Source organism: Streptomyces gossypii (genome assembly GCF_025165795.1).
Classification (GTDB): domain Bacteria; phylum Actinomycetota; class Actinomycetes; order Streptomycetales; family Streptomycetaceae; genus Streptomyces; species Streptomyces gossypii.
The window spans coordinates 447154-463329 of record NZ_JAJAGO010000006.1; the positions used below are offsets into that span (position 1 = coordinate 447154).

14 protein-coding genes and 1 rRNA gene are annotated in these 16176 nt (G+C 71.8%); 7 read left to right on the forward strand and 8 right to left on the reverse strand.

The features are described from left to right. The first annotated feature begins 25 nt into the window (after positions 1–25). Both LHJ74_RS15690 and LHJ74_RS15695 read left to right on the forward strand, forming a co-directional pair. A complete protein-coding gene (locus tag LHJ74_RS15690; protein WP_260218636.1) occupies positions 26–604 on the forward strand; it encodes a GNAT family N-acetyltransferase in 579 nt (192 codons plus the stop codon). A gap of 117 nt (positions 605–721) precedes the next feature. Continuing rightward, the gene (locus LHJ74_RS15695; protein WP_260218637.1) at positions 722–1909 is read left to right on the forward strand and encodes a winged helix-turn-helix domain-containing protein; all 1188 of its coding nucleotides are present in this window, start codon (positions 722–724) and stop codon (positions 1907–1909) included. A gap of 25 nt (positions 1910–1934) precedes the next feature. Here LHJ74_RS15695 and LHJ74_RS15700 read toward each other — a convergent pair whose 3' ends face one another. The 7 genes from LHJ74_RS15700 to mtnA all read right to left on the reverse strand — a co-directional run bounded on the left by LHJ74_RS15700 (position 1935) and on the right by mtnA (position 10136). Continuing rightward, positions 1935–2684, reverse strand: coding sequence for a response regulator (locus LHJ74_RS15700; protein ID WP_260218638.1), 750 nt, complete (start codon positions 2682–2684; stop codon positions 1935–1937). A 129-nt stretch (positions 2685–2813) separates the two neighbouring features. Further along, a complete protein-coding gene (hpf, locus tag LHJ74_RS15705) occupies positions 2814–3509 on the reverse strand; it encodes a ribosome hibernation-promoting factor, HPF/YfiA family (protein ID WP_260218639.1) in 696 nt (231 codons plus the stop codon). A 303-nt stretch (positions 3510–3812) separates the two neighbouring features. Further along, positions 3813–4508, reverse strand: coding sequence for a ComF family protein (locus LHJ74_RS15710; protein ID WP_260218640.1), 696 nt, complete (start codon positions 4506–4508; stop codon positions 3813–3815). Between the two features lie 95 nt (positions 4509–4603). Then, complete coding sequence (locus LHJ74_RS15715) at positions 4604–6430, reverse strand: LpqB family beta-propeller domain-containing protein (RefSeq protein ID WP_260218641.1); 1827 nt, start codon at positions 6428–6430, stop codon at positions 4604–4606. Continuing rightward, positions 6420–8357, reverse strand: a complete 1938-nt coding sequence (mtrB, locus tag LHJ74_RS15720) for an MtrAB system histidine kinase MtrB (RefSeq protein WP_375546755.1) — start codon at positions 8355–8357, stop codon at positions 6420–6422. The genes LHJ74_RS15715 and mtrB overlap by 11 nt, the downstream gene beginning before the upstream one ends. Position 8358: 1 nt before the next feature. Beyond that, positions 8359–9036: a two-component system response regulator MtrA gene (gene mtrA / locus LHJ74_RS15725; RefSeq protein ID WP_260218642.1), complete on the reverse strand. Its 678-nt coding sequence runs from the start codon at positions 9034–9036 to the stop codon at positions 8359–8361. Continuing rightward, positions 9033–10136: an S-methyl-5-thioribose-1-phosphate isomerase gene (mtnA, locus tag LHJ74_RS15730; protein ID WP_260218643.1), complete on the reverse strand. Its 1104-nt coding sequence runs from the start codon at positions 10134–10136 to the stop codon at positions 9033–9035. Before mtnA ends, mtrA begins: the two co-directional genes overlap by 4 nt. Before the next feature lie 205 nt (positions 10137–10341). On the opposite strand from mtnA, the gene LHJ74_RS15735 reads away from it, so the two are divergent. The 5 genes from LHJ74_RS15735 to LHJ74_RS15755 all read left to right on the forward strand — a co-directional run bounded on the left by LHJ74_RS15735 (position 10342) and on the right by LHJ74_RS15755 (position 16048). Further along, a complete protein-coding gene (locus tag LHJ74_RS15735; RefSeq protein WP_260218644.1) occupies positions 10342–11598 on the forward strand; it encodes a glycerophosphoryl diester phosphodiesterase membrane domain-containing protein in 1257 nt (418 codons plus the stop codon). 206 nt (positions 11599–11804) lie between these two features. Further along, positions 11805–12467 (forward strand): DUF4129 domain-containing protein, encoded by a 663-nt coding sequence (locus LHJ74_RS15740; protein ID WP_375546756.1) that lies wholly within the window; start codon positions 11805–11807, stop codon positions 12465–12467. Beyond that, entirely contained in the window at positions 12464–13741 is a 1278-nt protein-coding gene (locus LHJ74_RS15745) for a DUF4350 domain-containing protein (protein ID WP_260218645.1), read from the forward strand. The genes LHJ74_RS15740 and LHJ74_RS15745 overlap by 4 nt, the downstream gene beginning before the upstream one ends. Continuing rightward, on the forward strand, positions 13738–14703 hold the full coding sequence (locus LHJ74_RS15750) for an AAA family ATPase (RefSeq protein ID WP_260218646.1): 966 nt from the start codon (positions 13738–13740) through the stop codon (positions 14701–14703). Before LHJ74_RS15745 ends, LHJ74_RS15750 begins: the two co-directional genes overlap by 4 nt. Positions 14704–14737: 34 nt before the next feature. Beyond that, positions 14738–16048 (forward strand): DUF58 domain-containing protein, encoded by a 1311-nt coding sequence (locus LHJ74_RS15755; RefSeq protein WP_260218647.1) that lies wholly within the window; start codon positions 14738–14740, stop codon positions 16046–16048. A gap of 58 nt (positions 16049–16106) precedes the next feature. Here the strand turns inward: LHJ74_RS15755 and rrf are convergent. Beyond that, positions 16107–16176 (reverse strand): 5S ribosomal RNA (gene rrf / locus LHJ74_RS34555); the annotation flags it as partial.

Consider the following 16176-nt stretch of genomic DNA (forward strand, 5'->3'; position numbering starts at 1 on the left):
GGGCCGGAGCGGGAGAATGGACGGCATGGAGCCGACCACTCTCAGCACCCCGCGCCTTTTGCTGCGCCCCTTCGAGGAGGGCGACGAGGAGGCCGTGTACGCCGCCTGTCAGGATCCGGAGATCCCACGCTGGATACCCGTGCCCGACCCGTACGAGCGCGAGCACGCGGAGGAATTCGTGCGTCACACCAGCCCGGCGGGCTGGCGCGACGACACCATGTACAACTTCGGATTCTTCACCCGCGAAGGCGAGCTGGCCGGCTCCATGGGACTGGTCAGGATCGCCGTGCTGCGCACCGCCGAGAGGCAGGCCGAGCTGGGCTTCTGGGCCGTGCGGGAGCAGCGCGGCCAGGGGTACACGGACGAGGCCGCCCGCGCGGTGATCGACTGGGCGTTCGCCGCGCTGGGAGTGGATCGGATGGAGTGGGTCGCGATGGCGGGCAACGCGGGATCGCGGGCGGTCGCACGCAAGCTGGGCTTCGTCATGGAGGGGGTGCAGCGGGCGCGGATCGTGCACCGGGGGGCCCGGCATGACGCCTGGGTGGGAGCGCTGCTGCCCTCGGACTGGGGCCGGCCGATGCAGACGCCCTACTTTCCGGGCTGACGACCTGGTGCACCGGCTGCCGTGCCCCAGGTCGTGAGCTCCCGGCCCGAACGGATCCTTCTGCTTTTCCGCCTCGATCCCGGGGGATTGTCAGCGGCGGCGCCTACGGTGTCGGGTATGAAACCCGAGTTCTCTCTCTCCGCCGATGAGGCCCGCCGTATCGCCCTGCGCGCCCAGGGGCTGCTAGGACAGGCCCGGCCCGATCGCCGGGCAGGGGTGCGCGGGGTGCTCCGGCGCCTGGGCGCGGTGCAGCTGGACACCATCTCGGTGCTGGCCCGCTCGCACGAGCTGGTCGCCTACGCACGGCTCGGCCCGGTGGGCCGGGCGGCGGTGGAGTCGGCGTACTGGAGCGGCGGTCGCTCGTTCGAGTACTGGTCGCACGCGGCCTGCATCCTGCCGGTCGAGGAGTGGCCGCACTTCGCCTTCCGGCGGCGCGCGATGCGGGCGCGGGGTCACCGCTGGCACCAGCTGGCGGACCGGGAGGGCGCCTGCGCCGTGGTGCGGGACCGCCTCAAGGCGGAGGGCCCGCTGACCACCACGGAGCTGGGCGGCGGGAAGAACGGCGGCGAGTGGTTCGACTGGTCCGAGACGAAGATCGCGGTGGAGTGGCTGCTGGACACCGGTGAGGTGGTGTGCACCGAGCGGCGCGGCTGGAAGCGGGTGTACGACCTGACGGAGCGCGCGATCCCGGACGACCTGCTGCACGACGACCTCGGCGACCGGGAGTGTGTGCGCCGGCTGGTGGCCCAGGCGGGCGCCGCGATGGGCGTCGCCACCGAGGCGGATCTGGCCGATTATCACCGTCTGAAGAGGGAGCAGGTGGTCTCGGTCCTGGGCGATTCGGGGCTTGTTCCGGTGGAGGTGGCGGGCTGGGGGCGTCCCGCCTGGGCCGATCCGGCAGCCCTCGCGACTCCCGCCCGCGGCCACCACCGTACGACGCTGCTCTCGCCCTTCGACTCGCTGGTCTGGGACCGGCCGCGCACTCAGCGGATATTCGGCTTCACGCACCGGTTGGAGGCGTATGTGCCCAGGCCGAAGCGGGTGCACGGCTATTTCGCGATGCCGCTGCTCGCGGGCGGGAAGCTGCGGGGGCGCGTCGATCCGGCCCGTGAGGGCACGACCCTCGTGGCCCGCCAGCTCTCCCTGAGCGGTCCGGGTGCCGTGCAGCCCATGGCCCGGGCGCTCGCCGGGGCGGCCTCCTGGACGGGCTGCACCCAGGTGCGGCTGGAGCGGGTGACGGCGGCGGAGCTGCGGGAACCGCTGGCCGCGGAGATCGGGCGCGCCCTGGACTCCGCGGCGGACTGACACCGGCTCGCGGCCGGAGCCGGGGTCACCGGATTTCGAGGATCTTCTCCCGCATCGCGTAGACCACGGCCTCCATCCGGGAGTGCAGCTGAAGCTTCTCCAGGATGTTGCGGACGTGGTTCTTCACGGTGTTCTCGCTGATGAAGAGCTCTTTGGCGATGTCGCGGTTGTTCATCCCGGTGGCGACCAGCTTCAGCACCTCCAGCTCCCGCTCGGTCAGCCGGGGAGCGGGGACGAGCTTGCTCTCGTCCGTGCGCTGGATCATGGACTTGAACTCGGTGAGCAGCTTCGCCGCCATCGAGGGGCTGATCTGGGACTGGCCGTCGGCGACGGCTCTGATCGCCGTGGAGACCTCGTCCGTGGAGATCTCCTTGAGCAGATAGCCGGTTGCGCCCGCCTTGATCGCGTCGTAGAGATCCGCTTCCTCATCGCTGATCGTCAGCATGATGATCTTCGCGCTGGGTGCGACCTCCTTGATGGAGGTGCACGCCTCGATGCCGCCGCGCTTGGGCATCCGCACATCCATCAGCACGATGTCGGGCAGCAGGTCAGCGGCCTTGTCGACCGCTTCGGCGCCGTCCCCCGCCTCGCCGATGACCTGGATGTCCTCCTCCTGCGCCAGCACGATCTCCAGCCCGCGCCGGAACAGCGCGTGATCGTCCACGACGAGCACCCGAATGGGCTCCTTGACCGGATCGCACGCACCGGACGCGTGCCCCGACGGATCCTCTCCGGTCCCGGGCACGGGCATCACGGGCCCGAAGCTGTCCGCCATCGTTCCTCCCCCAGCAGGCTGTGCCGCGGCAACCGGACCGCGCACGGCGCCGGTTGGCGGTGAGGCCATGATTCCATGCCCGCGCCCCCGACCGGGCCCAGGACCCGGCCGGGGGCGCGATCGCGCCGGTCATCCTCCGAGGGCACCGCCCGCGCCGGGGGGCGCCTGCTCCGCGAAGGGGTCCTGTTCCAGATGGATCACGCCGTAGTCGTATCCGTGCCGCCGGTAGACGACGCTCGGCTGTTTGTTCTCGGAGTCAACGAACAGATAGAAGTCATGACCTACCAGCTCCATCTCGTAGAGCGCCTGGTCGAGAGTCATGGGGGCGGCCGCGTGGGTCTTCTCGCGGACCACGAGGGGCCCCTCGCCCTGCACCTCCAGCGGTCCCACCTTGGTGATCGCCGGCCGTCCGGAGTCCGAAGGCTCGGCCTTCGCGGCGGCCGCGTCCAGTTCGCCGTTGAGTTCCGCTGCCAGGTGGGCGGTCGCCGCCGCCACGCTTACCGGCGCGCGGCCACCCGCGCGGTGCACCCGGCGCTTGTCGTGCTGCTTGCGCAGCCGCGCCTCCAGCTTGCCGGCCGCCAGATCCAGCGCCGCGTAGGGATCGGACGCCGCGGCCTCTGCCCGGATGACGGGCCCTCGCGTGCGCAGAGTGATCTCCACCCTGTCGGAGCGGTCGGCCTGCCGGGGGTTGTGTTCCTTGGAGACCTCGACATCGAGGTTGATCACCTTGCCGTCGAGCTTCTGGATCTTCTCCAGTTTCTCGGCCACGTGCTTGCGGAACCTGTCCGGTACCTCTGTCTTTCGGCCCTTGACGACGATGTCCACGCAGAACTCCGTTCCCGGAGCGCTCCGCGCGTTCGAGCGGAACGCATCCGTTGTGCACTGACGCCGGAGGCTTGCGGTGAACCACAAGCGACTTCCGGCATAACGTCGGGTTGCGGCTTTCACCTCCTCCTCCCCCAAGCGGAAGATCGTCACCCCACTCGAACGTACCTCCAGTCGGGGATGCTGGGCACCCCCTACCCGGACGTACCTCCATTCAAGGCACTCGATCTCCGGTACCACCCGTAACGAGCCGTGATCTGCGCGAGTTCCGGCGGGCTGCCGCCCGGCACCGGAAACGCACGGTCAGCGCCGGGAACGCACCGCGATCACCGCTGCCACCGGTCTGCGCCCCGCCACCGCGTCGACGGCACGCGCCGCTTCCGCCAGCGAGGCTCCCGTCGTCATCAAGTCGTCAACCAGCACCACCTCCGCCGCTGCCAGCGGCGTTCCGGAACCCGGTACCGCCTCCAGAGCACCGTCGAGATTCCGCAGGCGCTGCCCCGCCGCCAGCCCCGACTGGTCCGCCACCGGGCGGCGTTGCCGCAGCGCCGTCAGCACCCGGGTGGGCGTTCCGCCGCGCCGCAGCTGCCCGGCGGCGGCCAGCGCGATCCGCCGCACCGGGTCGTGGCCACGCCCTGCCACCGCCCGGCGTGCCGAGGGCACGGGCACGAGCGTCACCGGAGCTGCGCCGTCCGCACGGCCACCGACGGCGGCACGCACCGCGCGCGCCAGCAGCCCGCCCAGCGGCGCCGCGAGCCGCAGCGCCCCGCGCTCCTTGTGGGCCAGCAGCACGGCCCGCACCTCGTCCGCGTAACCGACCGCCGCGTGGACCGGGGGCAGCCCGGACGGCGCCGGGGAGGGGCGCACACGCCATGCCTCCGCCTCGCCGAGCCTGCCGCGGCAGTCCTCACACAGGGGCGACCCGGCGCGCGGAACTCCGCATCCGGCGCAGCCCGCGGGAAGCACCAGATCCGTCAGCTCCCGCCACAGCGCTCCCATGCCTCCACTGTCCCAGCAGCGCACCGGGACCGCCATAGCTGTGGACAACTCCGGACATTGACGACCTCACCCGCGACAGGGTGCGGCTCAGGTCGTCACCCCGGATAGACGGGCGCGGTGCCCTTGTCCGTCAGCGTCTTCCAGTTCTCGTCCGGCGGCAGCCGCACGATCCCGTACGCCGACTCCGCCAGCAGGGGTCTCCCCTCGTCCTCGGACGCCGCCACACCCGTCACGTCGTTGATGCCGGGCAGCGTCGGCTGGTTGGTCGTCGAACCGTCCGTGCCGACGTACTGGAGCTGCTGCACGCTCTCGGTCTCCCGCCCGACCACCACCAGCTGGCTGTCACCAGCCCAGGAGGTGGCGATCACGTCCTCGAACTGGGGTGCGGCGGCCTGCAGTGCGGCGATCTCGATCTGCGGATCGTCCGGGGAGCCCCACCGCTCGACGCGGCCGAGATGCAGCGACCTGCGGCCGTCCGGCTCCCGCACCCGCACCGCGATGCGCACACCGTCCGAGGAGATTTTCAGCGACTCGACACGTTCGCCCTTGCTCAGGCCCGGGACGTCGACCTCCTCCGGCTTCTCCTTGCCGCCGCGCACCCGCAGCAGCCGCGGGTTCCCGGGGTCGCGGTCCGCGATCCACAGATCGCCGAGCCCGTCCCAGCTCGGTGCGGTCAGCCGGTCCTTCTCCTGGCTGGCCTCGCTGTGCAGCACCGCTTTGCCGAGCTCTCCGCCGTCTTCGAGCGGGGCGACGTAGAGCGAGCGGCCGTTGAGCGAGACGGCGGCGCCCTGCCGCTCGTCCCGGCTCACCGCGACTGAGCCCATCTCGACCTTCCCGCTGCCCAGCGCGCCTTCGACCACCTTGGTGTCCTCGCTGGTGGAGGTCAGCGCGGCGACACGGTGCTCGCCGTCGATGAAGTACTGCCGGGCGCCCCGCCCGTTGAGCTTGCCCGGCGCGTAGGACTCCGCCGCCTCCTGCGAGAGCTCGCACAGGTCGTCTCCACCGGGGCCCTCCAGCGCCACCCGGCTCACCGTGGCGGAGCCCTGGGACTGGACGGAGTGGAGCACCTGCGCCGCCATCCGTGCGCACTGCGGCCGTGAGGCCCGCGCGCCCCGCGCGTTGAGCCGCACCGTCAGCCGTCCCGAATCGTCGAGCGAGAGGTGCTGCTTGTCCTTGCCCGCGAGCTCGGTGCCCGCCGGGAACGCGGAGGTGACCACCGGTTCGAGCCAGTCCGTCGGCCCTTCGATCAGCGCCTCCACCGTCTCGGTCACCGGGTCGATCCGGCCGCGCACATAGACCGGGTCGGCCACCAGCACGTCCTCGCCCCGCGACACCGCCTCGGCGTCCGCTCCCAGTCGCGCGTAGTAGTAGACGTTGACGGAACGGTAGATGCGCTCGAAGTCGGACTCGCTGAGGATGACGCCGTCCGGCAGCTTGTCGATCCGCCACCCCTCCTTGAGCTTGGTCAGGTGGAACCGCTCGTCGTAGTCACCGTCCTCCGAGTCGTAGCTGTGCTTGCTGTCGACGATGGCCGTACGGCGGCCACCCACCTCGACCGTGTAGCCGCGCCCCTCACCGCCGTCCCGCTGCGAGGCTCCCGGATTGGGCCCTGCGGTGACCACCGTGGTCCGCTGAAACGGGTCCCACTTCTTCGCGGCCTCCTCGGTGAGGTACTCGCTGGCGGTCGCGTACCGCGGCTCGTCGCTCGTCGTCGCCTCCAGGAAGCCGCGGACGATCTCCTGCGGTCCCTCGCCCTTCTGCGGGCTCACCCCGAAGACACGCACACGGGACTCGCCTTCGGTCCGGTGCGAGGAGTCGACGCGGTCGACCTTCCCGCCGGAGGGCATCGACGCGCAGCCGGACAGCAGCAGTACGCCGGCCATCAGCAGCACTCCGGCCGTTCGACGGCGTTCAGCGCGCATCGCCGGGGCCCCTTCCCTTGTCTTGGCCGGCACCAGGTGCCGCAGTCGTCCGTGCCTCAGTCGTCCGTGCCTCAGTCGCACCCGCCGGGACCCGGGTGTGAGCGGGCAGCGCACCGTCCACATCGCGCTTCCGGCGCGAGTCGGCGGGCTCCAGCGGGATCGGGGAGCCGCGCAGCGTCTCGCCGACCGTGCTGGGCAGCGTGAGCCGGAACTGGGATCCGCCGCCCGGCTCCCCCCACGCGTGCAGCGAGCCGCCGTGCAGTCTTGCGTCCTCGACGGCGATCGAGAGGCCCAGTCCGGAGCCGCCGGTCGTACGGGCCCGTGCGGGGTCCGCGCGCCAGAAGCGGTTGAAGACCCGGTTGACCTCGCCCGGCTTCAGGCCGACCCCGTAGTCCCGTACGGCCACGGCGACCGCGCCGCCGCCCGAGGCGAGCCGGATGATCACGTCACGGCCCTCGCCGTGCTCGATGGCGTTGTCGAGGAGATTGCGCAGCACCCGCTCGATACGGCGCCCGTCCGCCTCGGCCACGACCGGCTCCGCGTCGCCGAAGATGATCACTCGGCTGCCCTTGCGCTCGGCGAGCGGCTCGCAGCCGTCCACCACCCGCCGGACCACATCACGCAGATCGGTCGGATCGGCCTCCAGCGCTGCGGCGCCCGCGTCGAACCGGCTGATCTCCAGCAGGTCACCCAGCAGCGACTCGAAGCGGTCCAGCTGCCCGAGCAGCAGTTCGGCGGAGCGCGCGGTCGCGGCGTCGAAGTCGGCACGGCCCGCGTGGATCACGTCGGCCGCCATCCGGACCGTCGTCAGCGGGGTGCGCAGTTCGTGCGAGACGTCGGAGACGAAACGCCGCTGCATCCGGGAGAGGCCCTCCAGCTGCTGGATCTTCACCTGGAGGTTCTGCGCCATCTTGTTGAACGCCTCGCCGAGCCGCGCGATGTCGTCCTCGCCGGTGACCTTCATCCGCTCCTGGAGACGGCCGGCGGCGAGCCGCTCGGAGATCCCGGCGGCCATCCGTACCGGTGTGACGACCTGCCGGACCACCAGCCAGGCGATGGCGCCCAGCAGCACCACCACGAAGACGCCCGCGGTGACCAGCGTGCCCTTGACCAGGCTGAGCGTCTCCTCCTCCTGGCTGAAGGGGAAGACGTAGTAGAGCTGGTACGGATTGCCGCTGGCGTCCGTGACCCGCTTGCCGACGATCAGTCCGGGCTCGGTGCCGCCGCTCTTGCGGTGCAGATCCGCGTACCGCTGAAAGGTGCCGTGCTGCTTGTCCATCGCCTCGCGCACGTCCGCCGGGATGGTCTCCTCCGGGAGGATGTCGCCGGTGGCGCGCGAGCCCTTCAGCCGCGCGTCGGCGTTGCCCAGGATGGGGATCTCGTCCCGCTCGGAGCTGAGCACGACGACCGAGTAGACGCCCTGCCCGCCGCTGGCCAGCTGCTCCATCAGGCTGTTCAGCCACGTCCCGGCGGACTGGGCGCTGCTGTTCGGGGCGGCTGTCTCGCCCTCCCCCGAGCCTCGGCGGTTGTCCTTGTCGGCGGCTTGCTGGGCGAACGCGAAACCGCCCTTCGCCTGACTCTGCGCGGTCTGCTCCTTCGCCTCGAGCAGACCGTTCCGCACCTGGCCGGTGACGACTATGCCCAGCAGCAGGACCACTCCGAGCGACATCAGCAGAGTGGCCGCGACGACCCTCAGCTGCAGGTTGCGGCGCCACAGCCGCATAGCGGGCAGCAGCGGACGCCGCACCAGGCGCACGAACATCCGGAAGACGGGATGCGCACGGGTCCCCGTGGCGCCCTCGGGCAGCAGCCCGTCGGAGAAGAATCCGGCAGCGGGCTTCAGCCGCCCGAGCCTCGAGGACTCGCGCGGCTGGCCCCCAGTGCCGTCCCCGTCCTTACGCGGGGAGGCACCGCCACTGCCGGACATGTCAGCCAGGTCCAGCCTTGTACCCCACGCCGCGAACGGTGACCACGATCTCCGGCCGCTCCGGATCCCGCTCCACCTTCGACCGCAGCCGCTGGACGTGCACGTTCACCAACCGTGTGTCCGCCGCGTGGCGATAGCCCCACACCTGCTCCAGGAGTACCTCACGCGTGAAGACCTGCCACGGTTTGCGGGCGAGCGCCACCAGCAGATCGAACTCCAGCGGGGTCAGCGCGATCGACTGGCCCTCCCGCTTCACCGAGTGACCGGCGACGTCGATCACCAGGTCACCGATGGCCAGCTGCTCCGGCGCCGGCTCCTCGGACCTCCTCAGCCGGGCCCGGATACGGGCGACCAGCTCCTTGGGTTTGAACGGTTTGACGATGTAGTCGTCCGTGCCGGACTCCAGCCCGACCACCACATCCACGGTGTCCGTCTTGGCGGTCAGCATGACCACCGGCACCCCGGACTCCGCCCTGATCAATCGGCACACCTCTATGCCATCCCGCCCTGGCAGCATCAAATCGAGCAGCACAAGGTCGGGTTTGGTCTCGCGGAAGGCGGCGAGCGCCTTGTCTCCGTCCGAGACGAACGACGGTTCAAAGCCTTCGCCGCGCAGCACGATGCCAAGCATCTCTGCCAGTGCGGTGTCGTCGTCGACGACAAGGACGCGTCCCTTCATGAGTCCATCATCCCATTACCCGATCGCAGCTCTCCCGATCGTGACATGGAACACAATTGGGCCATGCTGTCCCGCTCGGCCGGGGACACCGCTCCGTGCTCCGTGACAAGCGCCGTCACCAGCTCCGGAGGAGTCACGTCGAACGCCGGGTTGTACGCCTCGGCGCCCGCCGGGGCCGCCCGCACGCCCGCCGCCGACTCCGTCACCTCCCGCGCGGGCCGCTGCTCCACCACGATGGCCGAACCGTCCGCCGCCTCGGGATCGACCGTCGTCGCCGGTGCCACCACCAGAAAGGGCACCCGGTGGTAGCGGGCGAGCACCGCCAGCGGATAGCTGCCCACCTTGTTGGCCACCGAGCCGTCCGCCGCGATCCGGTCCGCACCGATCAGCACCGCGTCCACCTCACCCGCCGCGAACAGCGAGCCCGCTGCGTTGTCCGTCAGCACGCTGTACGGCATGCCGTGCCCAGCCGCCTCGTACGCCGTCAGCCGGGCGCCCTGAAGCAGCGGGCGCGTCTCGTCCACCCACAGCCGCCGCAGCGCCCCGGCGCGGTGGACGGCCAGCACGACCGCCAGGGCGGTGCCCTCGCCACCGGAGACCAGCCGCCCCGTGTTGCAGTGCGTGAGGATGCGGAGACCGCCGCCGGGGAACAGTCCTGCCAGCAGGGACCGCCCGTGCTCCGCCATCGAGGCGCTCGCCCGCGCGTCCTCCTCGTGCAGTTCCCGCGCCTCGGCCAGCGCTGCCGCCGCCGCGCCCTCCGGCCCCGCCCCGCCGTCAGCCGCCGCACGGTGGGCGCGCTCGGCCCGCCGCACTCCGTAGGCCAGATTGACGGCAGTGGGCCGCGCCTCCGCGAGCAGCTCGGCCGCCGCCGGTACGTCGGCGCCCCGGGCCGCAGCGAGCGCGACGCCGTACGCGCCCACGATGCCCAGCAGCGGCGCGCCGCGCACCGAGAGCCGCCGGATGGCCCCCACCAGCGCGGGCACCTCCGTACACGCCAGCTCGACTTCCTCGAACGGGAGCCGCGTCTGGTCGAGAAGCACCACCGCGGGCCCCGCCGGCGGCTCCTGCCAACGCACTACGGGAAGGTCCTGATCAGCCATCCGCACAGTCTGCCCGCAATTCCGCCCGCGGGCTCCAGCGCGCAGCAGGCTCCGCCAGAAGCCACTCAGAGGTCACGGAGGGCACCATCAGGCCGCAGGCCGCGCCCCGCACCGCGGGCCTCCGTGGCACGATGGCTCAGAGTCTGCCGGGTGGCCCAGGCCATCCCGACATGCTCTGACAACCAGGCGAAGGAGTAGGAGAACGATGAGCGACTCTCCGGGCTGGGCTTCGCCCGGATCCAACCCGTCCGATCCGGCCGACGGCAGCGAGGGGCGGCCCGGCCCCGCCCCGCAGCAGGGCCCGCAGGCGCCCCAGGCACAGCCACCGCGCAACTGGGCGCCCCAGCAGCCACCCGCCGGCGGGGGACCGGGCTGGGGAGCCGCGCCTCCACCGCCACCGCCCCCGGGGCAGCCCGGACCGCCGGGCTGGAACCAGTGGAACCACGCCTGGAACCAACCGCCCGTTGCACAGCCCGGTGTCATCCCGCTGCGCCCGCTCGCAGTGGGCGAGATACTCGACGGCGCGGTCTCCAGCGCCCGAGATCACTGGCGCACGGCGCTCGGTATCGCACTCGGCGTCGCCATCATGATCCAGATCGCCTCCACGGCGGCCACGGGCATCTGGCTGCGGAACAACAGCGGTCTGGAGGCGCTGCAGGACGACCCCAACCCCAGCACCGAGGAACTGACGGACGCGCTGCAGGGCACCGCCAGCAGCGCCGGAGTCGAGCTGCTGGCCACCCTCGTCGGCACCGTGGTGGCCACCGCCATGCTCACCATCGTGGTCAGCCGGGCCGTACTGGGCCGCGCCATCACACTCGGCGAGGCATGGCGGGAATCCCGGCCGCAGCTGCCGAGGCTGCTCGGACTGACCCTGCTCGTCCTGCTGATCGTTGTCGGGGCCTTCGCCGTCGGTCTCGCTCCCGGCCTCGTCATCGCCCTCGCTGGCGCCCCGACGGCCGGGAGCCTGCTGGCCGTGCTCGGCGGCCTGGTGGGTCTGGTGGCCGGTGTCTGGCTGTGGGTCCGCTACTGCCTCGCCGCGCCCGCCCTGATGCTGGAGAAGCAGACCGTGACCGGGGCGCTGCGCCGGTCGGCGAAACTCGTCACCAAGAGCTGGTGGCGGATCTTCGGCATCCAGATCCTGGCGGTGCTGCTGGTGACCGTCGTCGGCTTCATCGTGCAGATCCCGGCCTCGCTGGTGGCCGGGCTCGTCGAGGGAGACGGCGTGGACAGCGTTCTGTCCGGCCCGGAGTTCTCCGTCTCCTGGACTTACCTGATCATCCTCGGTATCGGTGCCGTCATCGCCTCCACCGTCACCCTCCCGCTCAGCGCGGGCATCACCGCGCTCCTCTACATGGACCAGCGGATCCGGCGCGAGGCACTCGATCTCGAACTGGCCCGCGCAGCGGGCACGGGTGACGGCACCCCGGCGTCCTCCCCACACCCCGCGCCGGGGAGCTGAGAAGCTGTTGTCTCACCCCGGTGGGGGTCAGGACGAGCGGTCTGGTGCCGTCGGGTCCGAGGCAGAGGAGGGAGCCGACGCGGAGCGTCGGCGACCGACGAGAACGGAAGGAGGCGGCGGTGCCAGGGCACTCGGCCCCCGACCGGGGTGAGACGACCGCTTCTGAACGGATGACGGGGGGTCGGCTGCCCGCGGAGGACGGGCCGGTGACCATCCCGCGTGAACCGGCCCGCGACGCGGCGGAGGACGAACTCTCCAAGCCCGCGTACCACCAGGACGATCCGGGACTGCTGCAACGGATCCTGGACTGGCTCTGGGAACACCTCGGAAAGCTGCTCAACTCCGCCGCGGATGCCTCCCCCGGCGGGGTCGTCGGACTCGCCGTCATCCTGGTCGCCGTGCTGCTGCTCCTCCTCGCGCTCTGGATGCGGCTGGGCTCACCACGGCCCGCGCCCGGCGGCGATCGCGGCTCCCTCTTCACAGACGGCCCGCGCAGCGCCGCTGAGCACCGCGCGGCCGCCGAGGCGCATGCGGCCGACAGCCGCTGGAGCGAGGCTCTCCAGGAACGGATGCGCGCCATCGTCCGCTCCCTGGAAGAACGTGCGCTGCTCGATCCCCGCCCGGGCCGGACCGCCGACGAGGCGGCCACCGAGGCCGGTCTGCCGCTGCCAGGACACGCGGCGGCGCTGCACGCCGCCGCGCGGGCCTTCGACGAGGTGACGTACGCGGGCAGGCCGACGGACGCCGCCGGGTACGCCCGCATGCGGGACCTGGACGAAGCGCTGCTGACCGCCCGGCCCGACTTCGGCGCCGCCACCGCACCCGCCACCACACCCGCCGGTGCCGGCCCGCACGGAGCCCGCCGTTGACTCTCCCTCCTTCCACCTCCACCTCCACCTCCCCGACCGCCGGGCAGCTCTGGACACGGACCCGCGGGCTGCTGCTCGCCGCCGCCGTCCTCGCCCTGGCCGGGGTGATCATCGCCGCCGTCCGCTCCGGCGAGCACCACGGTGCCCTCGACCCACGCTCCGCGGACCGCTACGGCAGTCGCGCCACCGCGGAACTGCTGGCCGGCCAGGGCGTGGACACCACCGTGGTCACCACCACGGCGGAAGCCGCGGCAGCGGCGGGCCCGGACACCACGCTCCTCGTCACCCGCCCCGAAGCCCTGACCTCGAAGCAGCAGGCGGCTCTGCGGGACGCCGGGCGGGGCGGTCGCACCGTCCTTCTCGCACCCGGCCCGGCCACGCTGAACACCTTCGCGCCCGGCGCACGCGTGGACGGCCTCCCCGTCGACGTCCAGCCCACCTCGCCCGACTGCGAGCTGCCCACGGCCGCACGCGCGGGCGACGCCGACCTCGGCGGGCTGCGCTACCACCTGCCCGGGGGGCGCCCCGACGCCTGCTATCCGCGCGACGGACTGCCCACCCTGGTCCGCCTGCCCGCGGCCAGCGGCGCTGACACGGACGCCCACGGCGGTGACGCCGGTGACACGGTCCTTCTCGGCGCGCCCGACCCGCTCTACAACGACAGCCTCGACGAGCGCGGCAACGCCTCGCTCACCCTGCAACTGCTCGGTTCCCGCCCGCATCTCGTCTGGTACCTCCCCTCCCTCTCCGACGCCGCCGCGGAGGGCGACAGCAGCTTCTTCGAACTGGTGCCGGACGGCTGGTCCTGGGGGATGTACCAGCTCGCCTTCGCCGCCCTGCTGACGGCACTGTGGCGCGCACGCCGACTCGGACCGCTGGTCCCCGAACGGCTGCCCGTCGTGGTGCGCGCCTCCGAAGCCACCGAGGGCCGCGCCCGCCTCTACCGGAAGGCGAACGCACGAGACCGCGCGGCGCAGGCCCTGCGCGGTGCCAGCCGCTCGCGGCTCGCTCCGCTGGTGGGTGTGCCCGCGGCCCGAGCGGACTCCCCGGAAGACCTCCCGCAGGCCCTCACCGCCCATCTCCGCCGGGGCGACGGCACCGGGATGCCGGATGACGCCGTCCACGTCCGCGCCCTGCTCTTCGGTCCACCTCCCGACGACGACGCGTCGCTCATCCGGCTGGCGGACGAACTCGACCTGCTGGAACGACGCATCACCCCGACCGCGACACCGACAGACGCCGCAGTACCGACAGACAAGGACCGCACCTCGTGAGCGCCCCCTCCGCCGACAGCGCCCGCAGCGCCCTAGAGGCCCTGCGCACCGAGATCTCCAAGGCCGTCGTCGGCCAGGACGCGGCCGTCACCGGCCTCGTCGTCGCCCTCCTCTGCCGTGGCCACGTGCTCCTGGAAGGAGTACCCGGCGTCGCCAAGACCCTGCTCATCCGCGCGCTGGCCGCGGCCCTCGCGCTCGACACCAAGCGTGTGCAGTTCACACCCGACCTGATGCCCAGCGACGTCACCGGATCACTGGTCTACGACGCCCGCACATCGGAGTTCTCCTTCCAGCCCGGCCCTGTCTTCACCAATCTGCTGCTCGCCGACGAGATCAACCGCACTCCCCCGAAGACTCAGGCGTCACTGCTCGAAGCGATGGAGGAGCGTCAGGTCTCCGTCGACGGCACCCCGCGAATGCTCCCGCAACCCTTCCTTGTCGCGGCCACCCAGAATCCCGTGGAGTACGAGGGCACCTATCCCCTCCCGGAGGCCCAGCTCGACCGCTTCCTGCTGAAGCTGAACATCCCGCTGCCGAGCCGCGCGGACGAGATCGGCGTCCTGACCCGTCACTCAGAGGGATTCGACCCCCGGGATCTGGCCGCCGCCGGTGTGCGGCCCGTCACCGGAGCGGCCGAACTCGACGCAGCCCGAGCAGCTGTCGGCACGACCTCCGTCTCCCCCGAGATCACCGGCTACGTCGTCGATATCTGCCGTGCCACCCGCGAATCCCCCTCGCTCTCCCTCGGTGTCTCTCCCCGAGGCGCTACCGCCCTGCTCTCCACCGCACGCGCCTGGGCCTGGCTCACCGGACGCGACTATGTGATCCCCGACGACGTGAAGGCCCTCGCACTGCCGACACTCCGCCATCGCCTCCAGCTCCGGCCGGAAGCGGAGATGGAGGGCGTGACCTCCGACAGTGTGATCAGCTCGATCCTTGCCCAAGTCCCCGTCCCCCGCTGAGCCTCCACCAACGGATTGACGAGCCCGAAAACCCATGGCACTCACCGGACGCACCGCCCTCATCGCCGCTCTCGGCGCACTGCTGGTCGGCCTGCTGCTACCCAGCTGGACCGGACTGCTCGCCGTGGAACTCCCCCTGCTGCTGGCAATCCTTTACGACCTCCTGCTCGCCGCGCCAGTACGAAAGCTCCAGTTCACCCGTTCCGGTGATACCTCAGTTCGACTGGGCGAACGCGCGCACGTGGACCTCGTCCTCGGTAATCCGTCGCGCCGCCCCCTGCGCGCGCTGGTCCGCGACGCATGGCCGCCGAGCAGCTGGCCCGACGGCGACGGCATCGCCGCCTCCCGCCACCGGCTGACCCTCGCGCCGGGCGAACGGCACCGGCTCACCACACCCCTTCATCCGGTCCGCCGGGGCGATCGGCGGGCCGCACGCGTCACCGTCCGCTCCCACGGCCCGCTCGGACTCGCAGCCCGCCAGGGAAGCCACGAGGTCCCGTGGACGCTGCGGGTGCTGCCCGCCTTCACCAGCCGCAAGCACCTGCCCGCGAAGACGGCCCGGCTCCGCGAACTCGACGGGCGCACCAGCATCCTCACCAGGGGTGAGGGAACCGAATTCGACAGCCTCCGTGAGTACGTCCCGGGAGACGACACCCGCTCCATCGACTGGAGGGCAACCGCCCGGCAGACGACGGTGGCGGTCCGTACCTGGCGACCGGAGCGGGACCGCCGCGTCCTCATCGTGCTCGACACCGGCCGCACCTCCGCGGGCCGGGTGGGCGACGCGCCCCGGCTCGACGCGGCGATGGACGCGGCCCTGCTGCTCACCGCCCTCGCCTCCCGCGCGGGCGACCAGGTCGACCTGCTCGCCTACGACCGACGCGCCCGAGCCACCGTCCGCGGCCGCACTGCACGTGACGTGCTCCCGGCCTTCGTCGAGGCGATGGCTCCCATCGAGCCGGCGCTTGTCGAGTCCGACACCCGCGGGATGGCCGCCACGGCCCTGCACTTCGCGCGTCGCCGATCCCTCGTGGTCCTGCTGACAGGACTGGAGGCCGCAGCCGTGGAAGAGCAGCTGCTCCCCGTTCTTCCTCAGCTGACCAGGCGCCACACGGTTCTCGTCGCCGCGATCGCCGATCCCCGCATCGAGGAGATGGCGGCATCGCGGGGCACAGTGGACGCCGTCTACGAGGCCGCGTCGGCTGCCCGCACACAGGCGGAGCGCAGACACACGGCGGAGCGCCTTCGCAGCCACGGTGCACTCGTCGTCGACGCGACACCCGACACGCTGGCACCCGTCCTCGCCGACTCCTATCTGGCACTCAAGTCAGCCGGGCGGCTGTAAGGCCACGCAAAAAAGCCGGGTTCCCTGAAATGAATTCAGGGAACCCGGCTCAAAAACTGTTCGGCGGCGTCCTACTCTCCCACACACTCCCGCATGCAGTACCATCGGCGCAACAAGGCTTAGCTTCC